The 16,957-nt window shown below is 64.1% G+C and carries 28 protein-coding genes; 5 read left to right on the top strand and 23 right to left on the bottom strand.

What is annotated here, in order from left to right:
• From ACSQ3O_RS09845 to ACSQ3O_RS09735, 23 genes are all read right to left on the bottom strand, one after another.
• The gene (locus tag ACSQ3O_RS09845) at positions 1 to 381 is read right to left on the bottom strand and encodes a hypothetical protein (protein ID WP_436138717.1); all 381 of its coding nucleotides are present in this window, start codon (positions 379 to 381) and stop codon (positions 1 to 3) included.
• 81 nt (positions 382 to 462) lie between these two features.
• Positions 463 to 906: a hypothetical protein gene (locus tag ACSQ3O_RS09840; protein WP_436138716.1), complete on the bottom strand. Its 444-nt coding sequence runs from the start codon at positions 904 to 906 to the stop codon at positions 463 to 465.
• Positions 907 to 973: 67 nt separating this feature from the next.
• Positions 974 to 2,089, bottom strand: a complete 1,116-nt coding sequence (locus ACSQ3O_RS09835; RefSeq protein WP_436138715.1) for a N4-gp56 family major capsid protein — start codon at positions 2,087 to 2,089, stop codon at positions 974 to 976.
• Between the two features lie 79 nt (positions 2,090 to 2,168).
• Entirely contained in the window at positions 2,169 to 2,354 is a 186-nt protein-coding gene (locus ACSQ3O_RS09830) for a hypothetical protein (RefSeq protein ID WP_436138714.1), read from the bottom strand.
• A gap of 23 nt (positions 2,355 to 2,377) precedes the next feature.
• Entirely contained in the window at positions 2,378 to 3,352 is a 975-nt protein-coding gene (locus ACSQ3O_RS09825) for a hypothetical protein (protein ID WP_436138713.1), read from the bottom strand.
• Between the two features lie 27 nt (positions 3,353 to 3,379).
• Positions 3,380 to 3,574: a hypothetical protein gene (locus ACSQ3O_RS09820; RefSeq protein ID WP_436138712.1), complete on the bottom strand. Its 195-nt coding sequence runs from the start codon at positions 3,572 to 3,574 to the stop codon at positions 3,380 to 3,382.
• Between the two features lie 109 nt (positions 3,575 to 3,683).
• The gene (locus ACSQ3O_RS09815; protein WP_436138711.1) at positions 3,684 to 3,962 is read right to left on the bottom strand and encodes a hypothetical protein; all 279 of its coding nucleotides are present in this window, start codon (positions 3,960 to 3,962) and stop codon (positions 3,684 to 3,686) included.
• A gap of 69 nt (positions 3,963 to 4,031) precedes the next feature.
• The gene (locus ACSQ3O_RS09810; RefSeq protein ID WP_436138710.1) at positions 4,032 to 6,323 is read right to left on the bottom strand and encodes a hypothetical protein; all 2,292 of its coding nucleotides are present in this window, start codon (positions 6,321 to 6,323) and stop codon (positions 4,032 to 4,034) included.
• On the bottom strand, positions 6,316 to 6,732 hold the full coding sequence (locus ACSQ3O_RS09805; protein ID WP_436138709.1) for a hypothetical protein: 417 nt from the start codon (positions 6,730 to 6,732) through the stop codon (positions 6,316 to 6,318). The genes ACSQ3O_RS09810 and ACSQ3O_RS09805 overlap by 8 nt, the downstream gene beginning before the upstream one ends.
• 26 nt (positions 6,733 to 6,758) lie before the next feature.
• Positions 6,759 to 8,351 carry a terminase gene (locus ACSQ3O_RS09800; protein WP_436138708.1) on the bottom strand — a complete coding sequence of 531 codons (1,593 nt, stop codon included), beginning with the start codon at positions 8,349 to 8,351 and terminating at the stop codon, positions 6,759 to 6,761.
• Complete coding sequence (locus ACSQ3O_RS09795; RefSeq protein ID WP_436138707.1) at positions 8,348 to 8,647, bottom strand: DUF4406 domain-containing protein; 300 nt, start codon at positions 8,645 to 8,647, stop codon at positions 8,348 to 8,350. Before ACSQ3O_RS09795 ends, ACSQ3O_RS09800 begins: the two co-directional genes overlap by 4 nt.
• Positions 8,644 to 8,979: a hypothetical protein gene (locus ACSQ3O_RS09790; RefSeq protein ID WP_436138706.1), complete on the bottom strand. Its 336-nt coding sequence runs from the start codon at positions 8,977 to 8,979 to the stop codon at positions 8,644 to 8,646. Before ACSQ3O_RS09790 ends, ACSQ3O_RS09795 begins: the two co-directional genes overlap by 4 nt.
• On the bottom strand, positions 8,969 to 9,556 hold the full coding sequence (locus ACSQ3O_RS09785; RefSeq protein WP_436138705.1) for a terminase small subunit: 588 nt from the start codon (positions 9,554 to 9,556) through the stop codon (positions 8,969 to 8,971). Before ACSQ3O_RS09785 ends, ACSQ3O_RS09790 begins: the two co-directional genes overlap by 11 nt.
• Positions 9,556 to 9,936, bottom strand: coding sequence for a hypothetical protein (locus tag ACSQ3O_RS09780; RefSeq protein ID WP_436138704.1), 381 nt, complete (start codon positions 9,934 to 9,936; stop codon positions 9,556 to 9,558). Before ACSQ3O_RS09780 ends, ACSQ3O_RS09785 begins: the two co-directional genes overlap by 1 nt.
• Positions 9,933 to 10,385, bottom strand: a complete 453-nt coding sequence (locus tag ACSQ3O_RS09775) for a DUF1064 domain-containing protein (RefSeq protein WP_436138703.1) — start codon at positions 10,383 to 10,385, stop codon at positions 9,933 to 9,935. Before ACSQ3O_RS09775 ends, ACSQ3O_RS09780 begins: the two co-directional genes overlap by 4 nt.
• A complete protein-coding gene (locus ACSQ3O_RS09770; protein WP_436138702.1) occupies positions 10,382 to 10,588 on the bottom strand; it encodes a hypothetical protein in 207 nt (68 codons plus the stop codon). Before ACSQ3O_RS09770 ends, ACSQ3O_RS09775 begins: the two co-directional genes overlap by 4 nt.
• A complete protein-coding gene (locus tag ACSQ3O_RS09765; RefSeq protein WP_436138701.1) occupies positions 10,585 to 10,761 on the bottom strand; it encodes a hypothetical protein in 177 nt (58 codons plus the stop codon). The genes ACSQ3O_RS09770 and ACSQ3O_RS09765 overlap by 4 nt, the downstream gene beginning before the upstream one ends.
• A gap of 287 nt (positions 10,762 to 11,048) precedes the next feature.
• Entirely contained in the window at positions 11,049 to 11,615 is a 567-nt protein-coding gene (locus tag ACSQ3O_RS09760) for a hypothetical protein (RefSeq protein ID WP_436138700.1), read from the bottom strand.
• Positions 11,605 to 12,387: a YdaU family protein gene (locus ACSQ3O_RS09755; RefSeq protein ID WP_436138699.1), complete on the bottom strand. Its 783-nt coding sequence runs from the start codon at positions 12,385 to 12,387 to the stop codon at positions 11,605 to 11,607. Before ACSQ3O_RS09755 ends, ACSQ3O_RS09760 begins: the two co-directional genes overlap by 11 nt.
• A gap of 2 nt (positions 12,388 to 12,389) precedes the next feature.
• On the bottom strand, positions 12,390 to 12,656 hold the full coding sequence (locus ACSQ3O_RS09750) for a hypothetical protein (protein ID WP_436138698.1): 267 nt from the start codon (positions 12,654 to 12,656) through the stop codon (positions 12,390 to 12,392).
• A gap of 56 nt (positions 12,657 to 12,712) precedes the next feature.
• Positions 12,713 to 12,973, bottom strand: coding sequence for a hypothetical protein (locus tag ACSQ3O_RS09745; protein ID WP_436138697.1), 261 nt, complete (start codon positions 12,971 to 12,973; stop codon positions 12,713 to 12,715).
• On the bottom strand, positions 12,966 to 13,694 hold the full coding sequence (locus tag ACSQ3O_RS09740; RefSeq protein WP_436138696.1) for a phage antirepressor KilAC domain-containing protein: 729 nt from the start codon (positions 13,692 to 13,694) through the stop codon (positions 12,966 to 12,968). Before ACSQ3O_RS09740 ends, ACSQ3O_RS09745 begins: the two co-directional genes overlap by 8 nt.
• A complete protein-coding gene (locus ACSQ3O_RS09735; protein ID WP_436138695.1) occupies positions 13,691 to 13,945 on the bottom strand; it encodes a transcriptional regulator in 255 nt (84 codons plus the stop codon). The genes ACSQ3O_RS09740 and ACSQ3O_RS09735 overlap by 4 nt, the downstream gene beginning before the upstream one ends.
• A gap of 70 nt (positions 13,946 to 14,015) precedes the next feature.
• Here ACSQ3O_RS09735 and ACSQ3O_RS09730 point away from each other — a divergent pair, with 70 nt between their 5' ends.
• From ACSQ3O_RS09730 to ACSQ3O_RS09710, 5 genes are all read left to right on the top strand, one after another.
• The gene (locus tag ACSQ3O_RS09730; RefSeq protein WP_436138694.1) at positions 14,016 to 14,741 is read left to right on the top strand and encodes a S24 family peptidase; all 726 of its coding nucleotides are present in this window, start codon (positions 14,016 to 14,018) and stop codon (positions 14,739 to 14,741) included.
• Between the two features lie 255 nt (positions 14,742 to 14,996).
• Complete coding sequence (locus ACSQ3O_RS09725; protein WP_436138693.1) at positions 14,997 to 15,119, top strand: YHYH domain-containing protein; 123 nt, start codon at positions 14,997 to 14,999, stop codon at positions 15,117 to 15,119.
• A 534-nt stretch (positions 15,120 to 15,653) separates the two neighbouring features.
• Positions 15,654 to 15,833, top strand: a complete 180-nt coding sequence (locus tag ACSQ3O_RS09720; RefSeq protein ID WP_436138692.1) for a hypothetical protein — start codon at positions 15,654 to 15,656, stop codon at positions 15,831 to 15,833.
• The gene (locus tag ACSQ3O_RS09715) at positions 15,830 to 16,165 is read left to right on the top strand and encodes a hypothetical protein (protein ID WP_436138691.1); all 336 of its coding nucleotides are present in this window, start codon (positions 15,830 to 15,832) and stop codon (positions 16,163 to 16,165) included. The genes ACSQ3O_RS09720 and ACSQ3O_RS09715 overlap by 4 nt, the downstream gene beginning before the upstream one ends.
• Positions 16,162 to 16,890 carry a hypothetical protein gene (locus ACSQ3O_RS09710; RefSeq protein ID WP_436138690.1) on the top strand — a complete coding sequence of 243 codons (729 nt, stop codon included), beginning with the start codon at positions 16,162 to 16,164 and terminating at the stop codon, positions 16,888 to 16,890. The genes ACSQ3O_RS09715 and ACSQ3O_RS09710 overlap by 4 nt, the downstream gene beginning before the upstream one ends.
• Positions 16,891 to 16,957 lie beyond the last annotated feature (67 nt).

Here is a 16,957-nt window from a genome sequence, read left to right as displayed (position 1 = left end):
TCAGGGTTTTGCAGCAGCAGCAGCAGCAGCGGTCGCCTTGGCCGCTGCCTTGGTAGCCTTTCCAGAGGCCGCTGGCGGGGTTCGAGCTTCAAGCGGAGGCGCGTCAGGATTCGGCGAGTCGTTCTCGTCGTTGCCTTCGTCATCGCCAGCAGCCGCCCCGCCCTGCGCGGATTTCATTGTGAGCAGTGCTCGGTCAAAGTCGGCTTCATCGGCAGGAAGGAATGAATCGAGCGACAGCAGGTGCGCTACGGTCGCCTCGTGTTCAACATCGGCATTCAACTCGCCGAACTCGTCGGGCTGGAATACGTAGGTCTTGCCGTTGAGGCCTTGGACGGTCACGGTGCCGTCACGGCGTGGCTTGATCGCGGTTTGCAGTTTCATGGGTATCTCCGGTGTGTGGAAAAAAGGGGCAGTGCATGCCCCTTTTCTGATTGCAGCCGGGTGGCTCTTCGGCGGCGCCTATCAGGCGGCGCGGTACTGCAGGGTCAGGCCGACGGTGCCGGCTGCCTTGGTGGCCGCGGCAGCGGTGAACTTGATGCCCACGCGGCGGTCGGTCGTGGCCGGGGCCACGCGCATCAGATCGCGGGACGTGAGCACGGCAGAGGTGCCGGTCTGACTCGCGGTAATCCCCGTCACCCAGGCGGTGGCCAGGTCGCTGTCGTCTGCGGTCATCAGGCCGACAGAGGCCACGATGGTCGGAGCACCGTTGGTGTCGAGGTCGTCGCTGTCGTACACGATGCCGACGGGCACGCAACCGGCCGGCAGAATGCACACCGAGCCTGCGTCGTTCGCGTCGAGGTCGGCGGCTACCAGCGCAATCGCGCCGCGCTGGGCCACCACTTCGCAGCCCGAGGGAGTGACTACAGGGCGGCGGCCGGTCAAGAGGTCATTGCTGTTGGTGAACATGGGGTTCTCCTAGAGGAAACATTCGGGGGTGGTCAGTACGCCCCGCCATCCCTGGCGGGGGTTCCTATCAGCGGCTGGCCGCTGCCGTGTCCAGGCTGAACAGGCCAAAGTCCTGCTGCGTGCCCTCGATGTCGAAGCGCACCTTCTTGGTACCGAAGATGCTCGACGTGGAAATCACGACCTTGTCGCCGTTGTCACGGGTTTCCTCGTGCCAGTCGTAGCGCATGTTCGTGCCGGGCGACCCGAAGGCGCAGACACCAGCCTGAGCACCCATGAACAGGGCACGGGCGGTTTCCACGTTGGCGCCAGCACCGCCGTCGGCGGAGCGGACCACGTTGCGGTGGCTGTGCAGGATCACGTTGCGGTACATGCCCAGGGAGCCCTTGAACAAGGGGTTGTTGCGGCCTTCTGCGCTCGCGGCGGCCTTTTGGATGTCCAGCCACTGGCCGGTCGCCGTGTTGGAGCGCAGGTCGTCTTCCTGATACGTGTGCATCACCAGCACGAACGTCTCGTTGCCGTCGATCTTGCAGGGCTGCAGCACCGGGATGTTGGTGCCGCCACCACCCTGGGCGTCGGCCCGGGTCTTCGCGCGGTCCACCAGGCGCAGGTCGAACTTGTCGGTGGCGTCCACGTTGTTGTACGCAGTCGCATCACCACCGTACAGGGTGTGATTCGCATCGGGCGCAGCCAGCCCATTGTTGGCGCGGCCGGTGTAGCCGATGGGCACCAGGAAGTTGGGGTTGATACCGCGACGACCCGACAGGTAGATGAAGATCAGTTCATCCTGCAGGCGGGCCCACCAGTTGGACTGCTGCTGCTTGGCGCGCAGGCGCAGGTCGTGCAGGGTGCGCTTGCGCGTCATCCGGCCGCCAGTGTTCACGCCGCAGCGAGCTTGGTCGATGTAGATCTGGTCGGTGTAGAAGCGCTGACGCTCCTCGTTGCCTTCCAGGTTGTCTTCGCCTTCAACGGGCGCCATGGTCAGTTCGGCCAGCAGGTCATACGTGATCTGCTCACCGGCGTCCGTTTCCAGATCAGTGAGGATCTGGATCGGGACTTCTGCATCAGCTCCGCGCTTCATGAAGCGGGGACCGAAGTAGGACTTCTGGCTGACGTCCATCGCCAGAAGACCCGAAAAGCGCTTGACGGCCTTTGCGTCGTTTACGCCAACAATCGTGCGTGCCATAGAGATACTCCTTGGGTTTAAACCTTGGGAGCACCTCCTGCGCTCAGGGAAAGCCGTGTTACTTATCGGCCGGTAGTCATCACACCATGCTTGGTACGGTGCGAGGGTCGCCGGCCCCGTGGGGCTCGGTCTGTTTTCTGATCGAGACTTCGGGCGGCGCAGTGACGCGCAAGCGCGCCAACTGCCCGCTCTTGTGCAGCAGCTCAACGGTGACAAGCCCGCCCTGCAGCTCCAGGCTTTCGCCCGGCCGCACGTCGACGATCATGCTGGTGGGCCGGTTGGAAGCCATCAGCGGCCGCGCTGGTACTTCTCGAGCTGGGCGGGCGACAGGCGGGCCAGCGCATCTTCCAGCGCCTCACCCTCCAGGGCATCCAGGTCGGAGAACTCGCCGGCCACATCGCCCGGGCCGTCGCTGCCAGGCACCTGGGCCAGCGTTGCGGGCACGGAACCCACAGGCGGCTTGCGCGATGGGGGCGGTGTTGGCGCGGTGGCGGTGGGGGGTGGCGGAGGCGCAGCCTTGGTGATGCCGTGCAGCGCCAGCACGCGGCGATGCCCTTCGGTCAGGAACCAGTCCATATCCTTGTCGGCGTTCGCCGGGTCTTCACCCAGGCGGCGCACGAACAGGTCCAGATCGGCCGCCTTGGCGCCGTCAGTGCGGTAGTCGATGCCGCCGCCGTCCGGCTTGGCGGCGTTGTCGAACGTGCGTTCGATGGCCGACTGCCAGGCTTGCTGCGCGTCCTGCTGTCGCATTTCCTGAGAAATCTCGGCCTTGATGACCGCCTTCTGCAGGTCATCGCGCTTGCCCAGCAACGTATCGCGCTGCGTCTCGTATTCGTCAACTTCCAGCTCGCCAGATTTGAACTTGTCGCGAAGCTGTGTCAGCTCGGTTGCAATGGCCTCCTGCTGCTCCTTGAAATCGCTGGGCACGTCGGCTGTGTACACCGCAGCGCTCGGCTTGGGCGCAGGCTTCGTATCGCCCTGATCATCGGCTGCTGGCGCAGGCTGGGGGGGTGGTGCTGGTGAGGCGGGCGGCGCTGCAGCGACATCGGCAGCCACATCGGCGGCGGTGTTGTCGTCTGGGTCGTCGTCGCCGTCGGCGTCATCCGGATCGTCGCCGTCGGCATCGTTGGCCAGGCGCTGCAGAGCAAGGCGCTCGGCCTCGTCCGGAGCACCGTCGTCGATGGCGGCACGCTCTTCGGGGGTCAGCAGATCCGGGTCGAGCTGGTCGTCGGCTGCCTGGGCGGGGGGCTGTTGAGCACTCATGCGCTTACTTTCAAGGGAGGTTGAGGATCAGGACTCGTCTTTACCCTCAGCGGCAATGGCTGCCAAACCCATCAGCCGGCTTTTCGCCAACTTGCGGACAGCCGCCATGCGCTTCGGGTCTTTCTCGATCTTCTCGGCCTCTATGAGGGTGCTCATGTCCGACTCAGTGCGCCAATCGTTTTCAGACGGCACCGCGGTGCTTAGCGACTTGCGTTTGGCCATTGCGTACTCCATAGGGGCTGTGGAAAGAGAGCCTGCAGAATTCCATGCTTGGTGCGTGCCCAGAAGGCAAAAAAGCCCGCGGGCGCGGGCTTTCCGGGGGTGTTGAGCGTCAAACCGACGGGCACATACGCCAGGACGATGGCTGTACCGTGGGTCGTCGCTTCATCAGCCGGTGCGCGAAGGCCTTGGCAGCGACCAGTACGACACGTGGCGAGGCCTGGCTCGGCACAGCACACGCAGCGCGGGGGGCATCGGTGAACGTGGCCACGATGAAATCGCGGGCATAGCCAAACCCGGCACTCACGGTACTGGCGACAGCCGAACAGGCGGCGGCTACGGCAACCGCGGCGAGGGAGAGCAGCGAGAACAGGGGGCGGGAACGTGTCATGTGAATCTCCGGTTGGTGTGCCGCGGCTGACGGCGGGTATCCCTTGCCATGGCGGGGGAATCGCTTTGTTCAGGCGGCGGGCAGTCTTTGCGACACGGCACCCAGGCGGGCATCGCTCTCACGCTGGATCTCGGCAATGCGCTCTCGGCTGGCTGCCTCAATGCGGGCCACCTCGATGGCGGTGTCTGCGTCCTTGTTGATCTTGAGCGTCTGGTTTCTCAGGTCGATCTGCAGGGTGCGCAGCTGCTCGGTCAGGCGCTCGATCTCCTGATCCATCTGGCCGCGCACCTGCATGGCCGTGCCATCGGCGGCGCCCCCCGCATCGGCTTCGAGCTTCGATGCCTTGGCATTGATCTCGCGGATCTTGGCGCGCTGCTCGTCCAGGGCTGCCATAGCCGTCTGGCGCTGCATTTCCATCGCCTCGGCCTGCTGCCGCTGCTGTTCCATGGCGGCCTGCTCCTCCTCGGGCGACATTTCCTTGTCTGGATCACGCTCGCCGGTGAGCTTGCGGAACTGGTCCGCGATCTCGTCCTTGTTGGGCAGGTCGGAAAACTCGTAGGCCATTGTCAGCAGGCGCATGGCCACGTCGGGCGTCACCCGGCCGGCGATGTTGTTGAGCGAGTCAAACATCACCTGGCGCAGCGTGCCCGCATAGTCCTGCTCCGACACCTGGAAGTCGGCCGCGCTGGAGGTGATGTCGTTGATCCAGCGAACGGAGCCGTCGGCCTGGGGTTCGGGCTGGTTGACCTTGACCCAGCGCAGCTTCCCCTTGTGGCCGGTGAGGCGGATGACCTTGGCCTCGGTGTAGAACTGCTCCGTCAAGGACAGCTGCTTTTCTCCCTGCAGCTGGGTGGCCAGGCGCAGGTTGTCGAATGGCTCGGTGGTGACCACGCTACCCTGCAGCTGGCGGGCCTTGATGGCTTCCCCACTGACCGCGTTGGTCTGGCGGCCCATGTTCTCCTGCGCCACGCCCGCGCTCTTCTGGATGCTCTGGGCCTGCAGCGTCATCATCTGCACCTGGCCGGTCGCACCTTCGGAATCCCGGTGAATCTCGAAATGCTTGCCGGGCTTCTTGATGATCCGACCGTCTGGCCGGCTGACCTCCTCGGATGCCACGTCCCAGTCCGCAACCGCGCCCTCGTCCGCGATGATCTGGTTGGTGTTCAACATGTGCAGCGCCTTGGACGCCCGCTTGTTCAGGTCCTGCTGCACATCCCGAACGCGCCGGATCGTCCCATAGGGCATGCGGTCGCGGTTGCGCCGGTAGCACCACACGGGCGTCAAGCTGAAGTTGTTGTGCCGGTAGAAGCTCGGGCCCATCGCCAGCATGTCGGTTTCGGTGAACACCGCCACGTGCAAGCGCATCATCACGCGGTCGATGATCGAGCCGCCGCGCAGCTTGACGGAGTCCACCAGCGCCATATCGCGCTCGTCGAACACCGCGCCCTTGTGCGGGCCATCGCTGATGACCTTGACCTTGACCGGCTTGCGGTACTGGGCTTCGATCAGCCGCACCTTGTTGCGCTTGGCGCCGACGGTTGTGCCGCCAAACCCCGACTGGATGGAGCCCGTTCGCGCCAGGCCCTGCAGCGGGTCGGTGCCTTCAATGGTGAGTTCGTCGTCCTGGAAGGTGATGAACCCGTGGCGTGAGTGCTCTTGCACCGCGCGCAGGATCTGGTCGCGCCGGTCGGGGAACATCATGACGGCGATGTCCACATCCACCCAGCGCCAGCGGAAGATGTACCGGCCGTCGCTCAGGTCCAGCTCATAGGCGTCCGAATCGTGAATGACGTTGCGCCAGTCCTCGGTCTTCGAATAGAGAATGTCCTTGGTCGGGTCATCGCGGGCGCCGTCATCGAGCCAGCCGATACCGCCCTTGATCGAGTCGGAAAACGCGCGCGAGCGCTGAAACGGCACGCGGTTGATGTCGCTGACGTACTTGAGCACGTCCTTCTTGACCGCCGCCAGCTCCACATCGTCTTCGGTGCGCGGCAGTACGTTCCAGTCCACGCGGCTGCGGCGCTCAGTGCCGATGAGCCAGTCCACCATGGGCGCGACTTCGTTGTACACCAGCGCAGCCTGGCCCCGGCCCTCGACCTCGGCCTTATCCTCGGCATTCCACTGGATGTTGTCGTAGAAATCGTGGTCAATCGCCATTTCCAGGCGGTTGGGGGCCTGCTTTTCCTTCTCGTAGTAGTACCACTCCAGCAGGCGTCGGTGCTCGGCACGCGCCTCGTCGGAGTCCAGCACATGAGGGGCCTTGGCCGCTGCCAGCGCAGTAGAGCCCTGCCCGGCGCCGTCGATGTCGTCTTCGAGATCGTCCAGCCAATCGACTTCGCCGCCCTGATTGAAGTCATCCATACGACACGCCCTCCTTGGGCAGGCGGATCTCTTCACCGCCCAGCACCTTGCCGTCTTCGCGCAGCAGCACCTGGCCGAAGCTGGCGTTGTGGAATTCCTTGGGCGGGGCGCTGGGCATGGCCACCAGGTCGGGCAGGCCCTCGTGAATGATCGTGGCCACCCGCACCCAGTTGGGCCGCGATGGCTCAATACCCAGCACGTCGCACGCCACGGCGCACTGGCGGGCCATGTAGTGCGGGTTGTCGTACTTATAGGCAGCGGATTCCTTGACGATGTACCAGGGCGCTCCCTTGCGGAGGTGGGGGATCAGGAACAGTGCCCGCTCGTCGTCGATCCACGAATAGACGGCCATCAGGTCGCCGTGGAAGCGTGAAAGGTGGGCTTTGCGAAGGTCGATAGATGCTGCCATAGCCGGATTGCGCCATGCTTGGTGCGTCAGGCAGTCATCCCGCTGGCCCTGCGCCGACCCGTCCGCTGGCTGCGCGCGGCCATGGCGGAAGAACCCCCGTTCGGGAACTGATTGCCGCCGTCGGCCTCCTGGCCAAACTGCCGGAAAGCGTCCGATGCGTGGCTGTTGTCGTCGTGTAAGGGGGTCGCCCGCCAGCATCCGCGGTTCTTGTCCCACTCCTTGCGATACCCGCCCAAGCGCTTCAAGCCCTGGGCGCACGCTGTTTCGTCAAAGTAGCAGGACGCGAACACGTTGCGCGTGGCCTGAATGCCCGCCGTGATGTTGCTGACCACTGGCACGATCTCGAAGAATTGGCCCGGCATCAGGGTTTCGAGCATTTCCTTGATCGTGCGGCTCGTGTCGGGATTCATGCCGATGCGCCGGGCGTTGGCGTCGTGCGGCAGGTAGTGCTTGCCGTAGGTGTAGCCCAGCTTTTGCAGCCAGGCTGCGAAATGGTCCAGGTCTTCCCCGCTCGCCTCGTAGTATCCGATGAAGCGGTTTTGCAAGCCCACACGCTGGTGCAGCCAGATCGTCGTCATGTCACCGCGGCCGATGTCCCAGAAGGTATTGACCGGCACCGCTTCACGCGGGATCGTGTGCACCACCCGGCCCTGCTTGCGCGCAAGCGACAGCTGGGCGGCGTAGTAGCAGCCCTCGGTGCTCACCTGGAACGCTTCCTTGGGCGTGCTCGGGTACTCCTGCCACATCAGCGGCGCGTCGCCGCCAAAGTCCGCTTCCATGGTGGCCACGTACCACTTGCGCCGGCCCAGGCTCAGCGTGCGCCCAATCTGGCCCTCCAACCGGTTGAAATAGTCGTGGTGCGCCTCGGTCAGCACCACTTCGGCATCTTCCGGCAGCACGTACTCAGGCGCCTCCCACCAGGCAAAGAAGTGGAAGGCGTAGTCCTTTTGTGTGAGCGCTCTGCCCTGCTCCTGCACAGCCTGGGCGCGCTCCGTCATGGCATAGAACGGGCCCTCTTGACCCTCGGCGGTCGACTCGATCACTAGCACACCCGACTTGGGCACGGCCGGGATGGAGCCGGTTACGACCTCCTTCGCCTTGTCGGGCGTCTTCGCGCAGATCTTCCCGAACTCGGAGACGTGCAGCCGGTGGAAGGTGCCGCCCCGTACGCTGGTGGCCACCTTGATGCTGCTCCCGTTGTGGGCCCACACCAGCTGCTTGGTCGTGGCCGATTTCAGGGGCATGCGCTCGCGCAGCGCCTCGGGCAGCTGGTCGTAGGCAAAGCGCACCTTGTCGCGGAAGATCTCTTCTGCCGTGTCTTTGTCCTGGGCAATGATCCCGCAGCGGATGGGCTCTTTGGAGAACAGCGCGGTATCCAGCCACAGGATGGCGATCAAGGTAGTAAAGCCCAGCTGGCGCGCCTTCAAGATGATGTTGCGGTGCCAGAGCCTGGCCAACAGGCGGCGCTGCGCCCGGTTCGGGCGGAACGGCACCACCAGCCCCTCATCGTCGTCGCCGTCGCCCTTGGTGATGATCTTGTACAGGTTGGAAAGCCGCCAAACCGGGTCGTCCAGGTTGGCGGCCAGCACCTCGGGGGTCAGCGCGACGCGTGCGCTCATGCGCGGGAAGCCTCAATGATCTCCAGCCCGAGCCCCACGGCGAGCTGGTGCTCAATGCACGCGCCCTTGGACCTCGACCACCCTGGCAGCAGCAGCACAGCATCACAGCTCGACAGCTGGGCCACGGCCAGGCGCATGTATCCCAGCCAGCTCCTGCAATGCGGCTCAGGGTTCTCCGCGGGGTTCTCGACGTGGTAGCCCTGGGCACGCAGGTCCAGCGCCATCGCGTGGAAGGCGGGATAGTTCAGGGCAGGCAGCCCGGACATGGGGCCGGCAATGTAGATGCGCTTGGTCATGGGGTCGCGTGTGTGATTTCGCCGCGGCGCGCGAAGCGCCAGCGGCCAACGGTGTTTCTCTCAATGGCTCCGTGGTGCAGCAACTGATCCATGTGCCATTGCGCGGCGCCCGGGCGTATCCCGAAGCGCTTGCCCACGGCCGACACGGGCGGTATCTGGTCGTTGTCGGCGAAGAACTCGTGCAGGTACGCAAGCACCTCGCCCTGCCTGGGCGTCAGGCCCTGGGCCTTGCGAGACTTCGGGGCCGACAGCGGGGCGCGCCCAGGGCGCAGGCTGGCGGCGATGGCATTGGCGGCGCGCGTCTCGTGCACAAAGGGGTTTTCATTCGCCATGCTGGTCCCCATCGTCGTCAGGGAAGTGCATCGCAGGGGACTCGGCGCCGGGGGCCGGGCCCATCACGTTGCCCGACAGGCCCTGCAGCAGCTCGCCCAGGGCGTCGGCCTTCTGCTTGTTGTCCACCTCGTACAGGCCCTTGATCTTGGCTGCCTTCTCCAGCGCGGCATTCTTGTCCCAGAACTTGTATTCAATGCGGCCGTACTCGTCGATCTTGAAGCTGGCGACCGCGGCGCGCGTGGCCGGGTCCAGCTCGTGGGGCAGCTTCACGCGCTTGCCGTCCTCGTGCATGATCCCGCCGATGTCGGACAGCGCCAGGCGCTTGATCTCTTTAAGGATCTCCGCCCCGTCCAGCTCCGCGCGCTCAGCAGCCCCGGCCTGGACCTCGGCAATGCGGGCAGCCACAATAGGTTGGGCCGCCAGGTGGCTGGCCTTCTGGTGCACGCTCACCGGCTTCCAGGTTGCGGAGGATGGGTAGCACTGGCGATAGGCCTCGGCCTGATTGATGCCAGAGCCCACCAGCTGGGCGAAGCGCTCGCGGGCCGGGGTCAGGCCTCGCTCGGGTTTGACAGCCATCAGCGCTCCCCTCGTGACGGTCCCGAAAGAGCAGCCAGCAAGCCTTCCGACAGGGTGCGGATACGCTGCTCGTATTGGTTGATCGCCCCGCGCTGTCCGGGAAGCCAGCTCGGGCGCAAGCGCAGCGCCAGCGCCTCGTCGCGCGTCGTGACAATCCAGCTTTCAACCCCGCCCGGCATCCGCAGCTTGTGGAACTCAAGAGTTACCTTGTGCATGGTGGGCTCGTGCATTGCCGCCACACGCCCAGGGGGGCTGAGGCTGATTTCCTCAACGACTGCGACATCCACGTAACGCAATGCGCCGCCCAACTCCAATGCCCGCATGGGCAAATCAAACACGGTGATGGGTTCCATGTCCTGTGTGTAGAGCACCACTTTCACGATCTCACCTCTTTCACTTCAATGCCATGCACATGCAGCATGAGCTTGCGTTTCAGCCTGAATTCGGGCGTCACTGCCCCCTTCACGTCCTCGACCACGCGGCCCCCCTGTTTCGTCTGGTACACAAAGTCGGCCAGGTACACCGTCGGCCGCTCCTTCTTGCCGCTGGGCGACACCTGGGCAGGGATCAGTTGAAACGGCACCTGCATGCGCAGCTCGCGGATCTCGCCAGCGCGCTCCAGCATGGCCAGGTACTGCCACCGCTTGTGCTCGGCCTTGCTGTCGAACTTGAGCCCGCCGTCCTCCACCTTGGTGTTGCCGTACTTCTGGTCGCGCCTGGCGCGCTCGGCCGGCGCGTCCCGCATCTCGGTCAGGGGGCGGGTTCCAGAGATTCGAGCCTGCAGGTTCACCAGCTCGGCGGGCGTCAGGCGCAGGGCTTTCGTGCTCATGCGGCGAGGCCCTCGAACAGGTCGCGGGTTTTCGGGTCGCGTTGTGGGGCATGCCGCTTGCCGGTCGACAGGCGTGAGCCGGGGCGCTTGGCCAGCTTGAGCAACCCCGCGCGGCGCGCGCATTTCGGGCCGATGGGCTCAGCACCCAGCATCACAGCAGGCTGCGGCGTGACGCGGCCGCAGATCGCGCAGCGCCACTTCACAGCAGGGCATCCCAGAAAGCAGGCGCGGCCAGCAGGCCAGTCGTCCTGCGCTCCCATGCCCCTGCGCGCAGCCAGCGCTGCTCCATGGGCCAGCTGTCGAACTCCCCGCACATCACTCCGGCCTGCACCTCGGCCGCGCTCAGCGGGGTTTCGTCAGCATCTGGGCCACGCACGCCAATATTTCGGCCCGGCCAGGGCTCCCCTCGAACCGGCCGATGCTCTCCAGCATTGCGGCAGCCTGCGGCTTGCTCGGGTGCGCAGACAGCACCAGCCGCGTACAGCAAGCCAAGCACCGCATCTGGTACCGCCCGCTTCGTGGGTTCGATGCCGCAGCCAGGCACGCATCGCATGGACTGGGGCTCGCACGTGCTGGGACTTCTGCAATCTCGTCTGGCATCTACAGGCACCTTGCCCAATCGTTGACTGTCCTGCTGGTTGGCACAATCCGCCGTCACTTTGCTCATTGCCATGATTGCCGCCCCTCAATTCCCAGCGCCAAACGAGCGGACTGCAGGGTGTAGGGGCGAATCTTGTCGCCTGCCTTCTCACGCGCCAGGATGCGGCGAGCCCAGTCCTTTCCATCGCCGCGCAACTCGAAACTCACCTCGATGGGAGCAGCTGGCGCCGGAGCTGGCAAGCGCGGCAACCCGGCTTCTTGGGCGTAGGTCTTGCGCGGCGCCACGGACACGCAGAGCGCCTCAAACTGCGGCAGGTTCGGCGGGAACTCGGGGTGTGCAGCAGCCAGCCGATCGGCAGCGGTTTCCACCACCTCGGGGGCGAAATTGGACAACTTCGCGTCCCACACCTTCATCGCTGCTCGGATGCCCTTGTCGCGCCCCTCGGCATCCCTCTCGCCCGTCGAAAACTTGGTCAGGAACAGGCTGCCGTACGACCCGTGCAGCAGCATGAACAGCTTGCGCACCGTGGGGCTCACCTGCAGCGGATTGGCCTGGGCTGGGGTGGGTTGAGCAGCGGAGAGCGCCCGTTCCAGGGCGCCGTCCACCATCGATCCAACGTCATGCAGCATTCCACACCCCCTCGTAGATCGTTGCCGCAGCAGCGGCGTGCTTGTGCTGGTTGGTGGCCGCGCGGGCAGGTGGCATGGGCGCTGTCGCAGCATCCCTGCGGCGTCCCTCGGCGGATGCAAGGGCATAGGCAAACGGTTTCCCCTTGGCCACCGCATCGGCAGTGGCCTCGACGAGCTCAGCGACCGTGATGCCTGCGTCCAGCAGAGCTCGAAGCTTCGGGCTTGAGGGGTTAACCGCCTGCATCCCTGCTTGCCGCATCGCGATGCAGGCCTCGGCTTCGCGTGTACGCGCCACACCCTCGATAGAGGGTGTTTCTGAACGTAGTGAAGAAGGTGATGGTGTAGGGCAATCCTCGTGCACTGCTTGTGGAATGCTTGGAGCATTGCCGGGAGCATTGCCAGGGGGAATGCTTGGAGCATTCTTTGCGGCTTGCCCCCAGCGTGCTTGCGCAGCCTTTTGCGCCTTGCTCGAAGACTTCTCGGACCGTTCCTTGGCGCCCGCCAATTCCTGCTGCATGCGCTTTTGCGTCCATACGCCATCCGCCACGGTGAAGAACTTGGCCATGCGCGGGCGCAGCTGGGCCCACTCCTTGGGGGTTGCCTTGACGATGGCTGCAAGTTCTTCGTCGTCATCCGCAAGGGGCCCACCCTCTCGCCAGTACGCCATCAGCAGCAGCAGGTAGCCGCCGTGCTGGTCGCGAGTAAGTCGCTGCGTGTCCGCAAGGTAAGCGCCGATCCACAGCGGCATCCAAGCGTCCGTTTTCTTGTCCATGGTCACGCCCCATCCTTCGCCAGCCGATACCGCTGGTACCGTGCGTTGCGGCTGTCGTCAGGCGCGGACTCCACCATGCCCTGGGCTCTCAAATACAGCAGGGCCCAGCACACCGCCTTGGTGCTGCGCTGCGTGAGCACCAGCAGCTGGGCATGGGTCAACCATGAGCCTGAGCGCTGGTTAAGCGCCTGGAGCACGGCGTCGGTCGCTGACCCTTCACGGATCACGCCGGCCGGCCTGGGGTTGTAGCGGGGGACCGTAAGTGCCATGGCCCGGCGCCCGTCAGCTGCGCGCTGCAGCTGGTCAGCCATCCATGCCGCAGAGGTCATTCGGCACTTCCCCCGTGATTCGTCCGATGGCTTTGAACGTCAGTCCCTGCCATCCTTCGCAACATGGCCAGCTCACCAAACATCGCACGTTCAATCACCAGGCGCAGGAACTCCGCCTTCGGGACGCCGCGCAGCGTCGCCATGGCAATGGCCGCCTCGTTCAATTCCTCAGTCACCGGGATGTCAAAGCGGGCCGTGAGCTTGCCACCTGCATCCGTGCGCCCGCTGCGTGACATCATCGAGTCTGCGTCATGCATGAGCGACCTCCTGAACGTTGGAGTCCTGGCGCAGCTGATGACGAGCCCATTCACCCGCGATCCAGTCAATCCCCTTCGGGGTGAATTTGGTTGTGGTGTAGGCGTGCTCGTTCACTTCGGCGATGCCTGTGCGAACCTCGAAACGCCCGGCATCTATGTGCTGCTGATGCGCGGTGAGCGTGCCCCCGAGCCGGTACATGATCTTTCGGCACAACACGAACTCGCGAAACCGAGCTTCATTGGCCTTGAGCAGCTTGCAGACCTCGCGAAAGCCTTTCAGGCCTTCTGCGTGCACGTAGCGATCGACGAATTCAACCTTGGGGGCGGCTTGCACCAGAGCCGCCTGCTGCTGCTCAATCGTGGCCTGCAGTTCCTGATTGACCTCAATCAACTGCAGGGCAGCCATGGCCATCTGGCGGGGATCACGCATATTGAGCGAAGGGGCTGCGGCAGCTTCCAACTGCTGCCAACGCTTGACCACTTTCATGCGTGCTACAGCGTCGTAGCCCAGCAGCAGCGTCAGGCAGGTGTCCTTTTCAAGGGCAAACTCCTCGTAGCTCTGCCCGTTTTGGGGGTGTCTCCAGTTTTGGATTGCCCCCCCGAACAGGTCGCCGAGTTGTGCCTGGAGCATGCGCACGTCGCGCATGACATGGAAATGCTCTTTTCCGGTCAGCTCCGCGATCTCGCGGCTGGTCATCGTGATGCACGCGACGAGGTTCATGCGGCCTCCTTGGCTTCGGCCGCCGCGCCCAGCTCGGGCCAGATCAAATGCCAGTCGTCGGGGCGCAGGTCGCGCCGTGTGACAGCACCCTCCGTCGCGCGTTCAATCGCAAGGCAATGCTGAACCGGAACAGGACGGAGTCCCCCGCGCCACTGATGAACGATGGCGGGGGCAACGTCGATAGCTTTTGCAAGCACTGCCTGGCTACCGACTTTGTCGCAGGCCAGCTTGATGGCATGTTGATAGGTCATGCCAAAACTTTAGCATTGCTAACGACAAAACGCAAGCCATGCTAAATAAGCAAATCTATAGCATCGCTACATGTCCACTGACCAAATAGCTCAAGAAGAAGGCGCACGTCTTGCACTCCTGCTTGGTGCTCGCAGCAAGGCCCAGTTCGCCCGAGATTTCGGCGTCCCGGGCGGGCCGTCCATGGTGTCGCAGCACTTGAGCGGGCATCGGCCAATCAGCCTCAAAGCAGCTGTCGCCTACGCTCGCGGTCTGGGCGTACCAGTCGAGGCCTTCAGCCCACGACTCGCGCTCCAAATCAACTCGGTTCTACCCATCCCCGAGGGTTCATATATCGACGACGGCACCACCCCCGCTCCGATCGACCTTGAGAACAACCCCGAGTACCCGGCGATACGCCGCGTCGAGTTCAAGCTCTCCGCTGGAGCGTCAGGGTTCGGAGTCGAATACCGGGACAGCGATGGCGCACCCATGGTGTTTCAGCGCAAGTGGTACACCGACAACGGCTTCGAGCCGGGCCACCTATTCGCCGTGCGCGTGGCGAATGGATCCATGGAGCCCGGTCTCTATGACGGTGACACGGTCGTAGTGAACACCAAGAGCACCCAGCCCAAGGATGGGATCGTTTTCGCGGTCAACTATGAAGGTGAGATGGTCATCAAACGGCTGATCCGCGACGGCGGCCAGTGGTGGCTTTCCTCAGATAACCCAAACCAGCAGCGCTACCCAAGGAAGTTGTGCGATGAGCACAGTCGCCTGATCGGGGAAGTGGTGCACAAACAGAGCATGCGCATATGAGCAAAGCTGGTGTCTGGGTCGGCGTTTGCTTTTGGCTCATCAGCCTCGTGACCATAGTGTCAGGCACGACCTGCGTTCGTCAGCAAGCCTGCGGGTGGGAGGCAATGTCATTTGCTTATCTCCTCGGTGCAGGGATGCTTCTTCCTGCATGGGTGGCTGCGCGAGTGGTAAGTCAGGTGATCCGGCCCGGGAAGTCGGAAGATTGAAAGCCAGCAGGACGGCCTGGCCCTACGTCGTCCATCGAGAGGGAGTTCCATGAAAACCATCTTCGCCATCGCCATCATGCTGGCGGCAGGCCTCGCGCAGGCGCATTCAGGCGGCACCGATAAATCCGGCTGCCACAGGGATCACAAAACTGGCGGTTACCACTGCCATTGAGGCGAGGCAGTCCACCCAGTGAATTCAAGCCCTTGCTCTTGAAGAGCTACCTCAACCAAGACCGCCATCTGGGCGGTTTTTTTTCGTCTGCTAAAACTCTGCACTCGAAAAAATTTAGCAATGCTGTTGACTTGCTAATTTAGCATCGCTAAACTACAGGCACTGACAGGCAATGACCGGTCAGCGCCAGGCGGAGACGCTGGGCCCGATCCTTAAAACCGTCAACTGCCGATGTTGCTGGCCCCGCCTGCGGAGCCTTCGTCCGGCACATGAGCACCTTCGGGCATGGGCCGAAGCTCTGCGCGGCATCCCAGCCGGTCCCAGTCCGCCGAAGCGCGGTACACGGGCTAACAGGGTGAGGCGAACAGGGTTGCCAAGAAAAGCAAATCCCCGCCGCAAGGCTGACAGCTCGGAAAGCAACGGGCGAATCCAGAGCGCATTGCCTCAGTGCGCTGCGGATTCCTCCCTCCCCTGCCCGCGCAGGGTTCGCCCCACTCGCTGGGGCTTTTTTTATTCCACCACAAGGAGAGCCACATGGATGCCGTAGACCCGAACCTGCAGCAGGCGCTGCAGCCATTTCGCCCGCTCACCCGTGCCGAGCGGGAGGCCATGGCCGCCTCGCAGGCTCGCCTGAAGGCGGAGAACGAGCGACGCGAGCACCGCGCGCTGCAGGACCAGCAGCAGCACCTTGCCAACATCGGGGAACTGTCATGAATGACCCCCTCACCTACCGCTACAAACGCACCCTGGTTGAGGCCTTCGGGTGTGATGCCACCCAGGCGGTGGCGATCCACAAATACAAACCGCCCCTTCACCGGCGGTTTTTTTATGCCCTCATCCGCACCGGCTGGATGCTTGTCGTGCTGGCGCTGGCCGCTGCGGTGCTCACGGGTTGCGACGACACCCAGGCCGAAGAAGCCACGGCCGCCAGCTTGCGCGATGCGCTGGCCCAGGCCCAGCAAGAGAGCCCTGAGCAGTGGACTGCAGAGCGCCGTGCGCGCGCCGATGCAGCTGCTGGGCTGGTGGCGCGTGGGGTGCAGCCATGAAAGAAACCGGAATCCTGTTCACGGCGCCCATGGTGCGCGCGCTACCGCCTGGTCCGAAGACCATGACGCGACGGGCGATGCGTGATCAAACTGTTGTGCGGGCTGGGGCAGACGGCCCAGAACTCTGGACTGGGTTCATGGGTTGGCAGCCTGCCGCCGCAGTGATCGCCGATCCCGGCTTGAACGGGAACCCTGATGCACGCTGCCCGTACGGGGCACCCGGCAACCGCCTCGTGGTCCGCGAAACCTTCTTTGCCTGGGGTCGTTGGGAGAAGCGTTTCAGCGCAACGAAAAAACGCGATGAGTGGCACTTTGTGGATATGACCGCCGAATCTGGCAACAGCTACCTCTACGCCGCCGACGGCGTGAGTGACACACAAGCATTCATCAAGCGCCGCTCGGACCCAAAGCCGATGTACTGGAAGCGCCCCGCGATCTTCATGCCACGAGCGGCCAGCCGCATCACGCTGGAAATCACCAGCGTGCGCGTTGAGCGCCTGCAGGCCATCAGCGAAGCCGATGCGATTGCAGAAGGCATTGAGCAGATGCCGTGCGCCGTACCAGACACGCGCCTCTGGCGTAACTACGACCCAAGCAACGGCTGGACACCAAGCGTAGCCATCCCGCAGAACTCCTACCACTCCTTGTGGGGCGCGATCAACGGTGCGGAGTCCTGGGCCGCCAACCCCTGGGTGTGGGTCGTTTCCTTCCGGAGGCTCCCATGAAAGCCGCCCTCGCCTTCACCGCCTGGCTCCTGGCCACTTCCGCCGCCCTCGCCTTCTACATGGCTTG

Origin of the sequence: Acidovorax sp. LjRoot74, from assembly GCF_964254355.1 — a bacterium.
Classification (GTDB): domain Bacteria; phylum Pseudomonadota; class Gammaproteobacteria; order Burkholderiales; family Burkholderiaceae_C; genus Acidovorax.
This window is presented reverse-complemented; position numbering and strand designations above follow the sequence as displayed.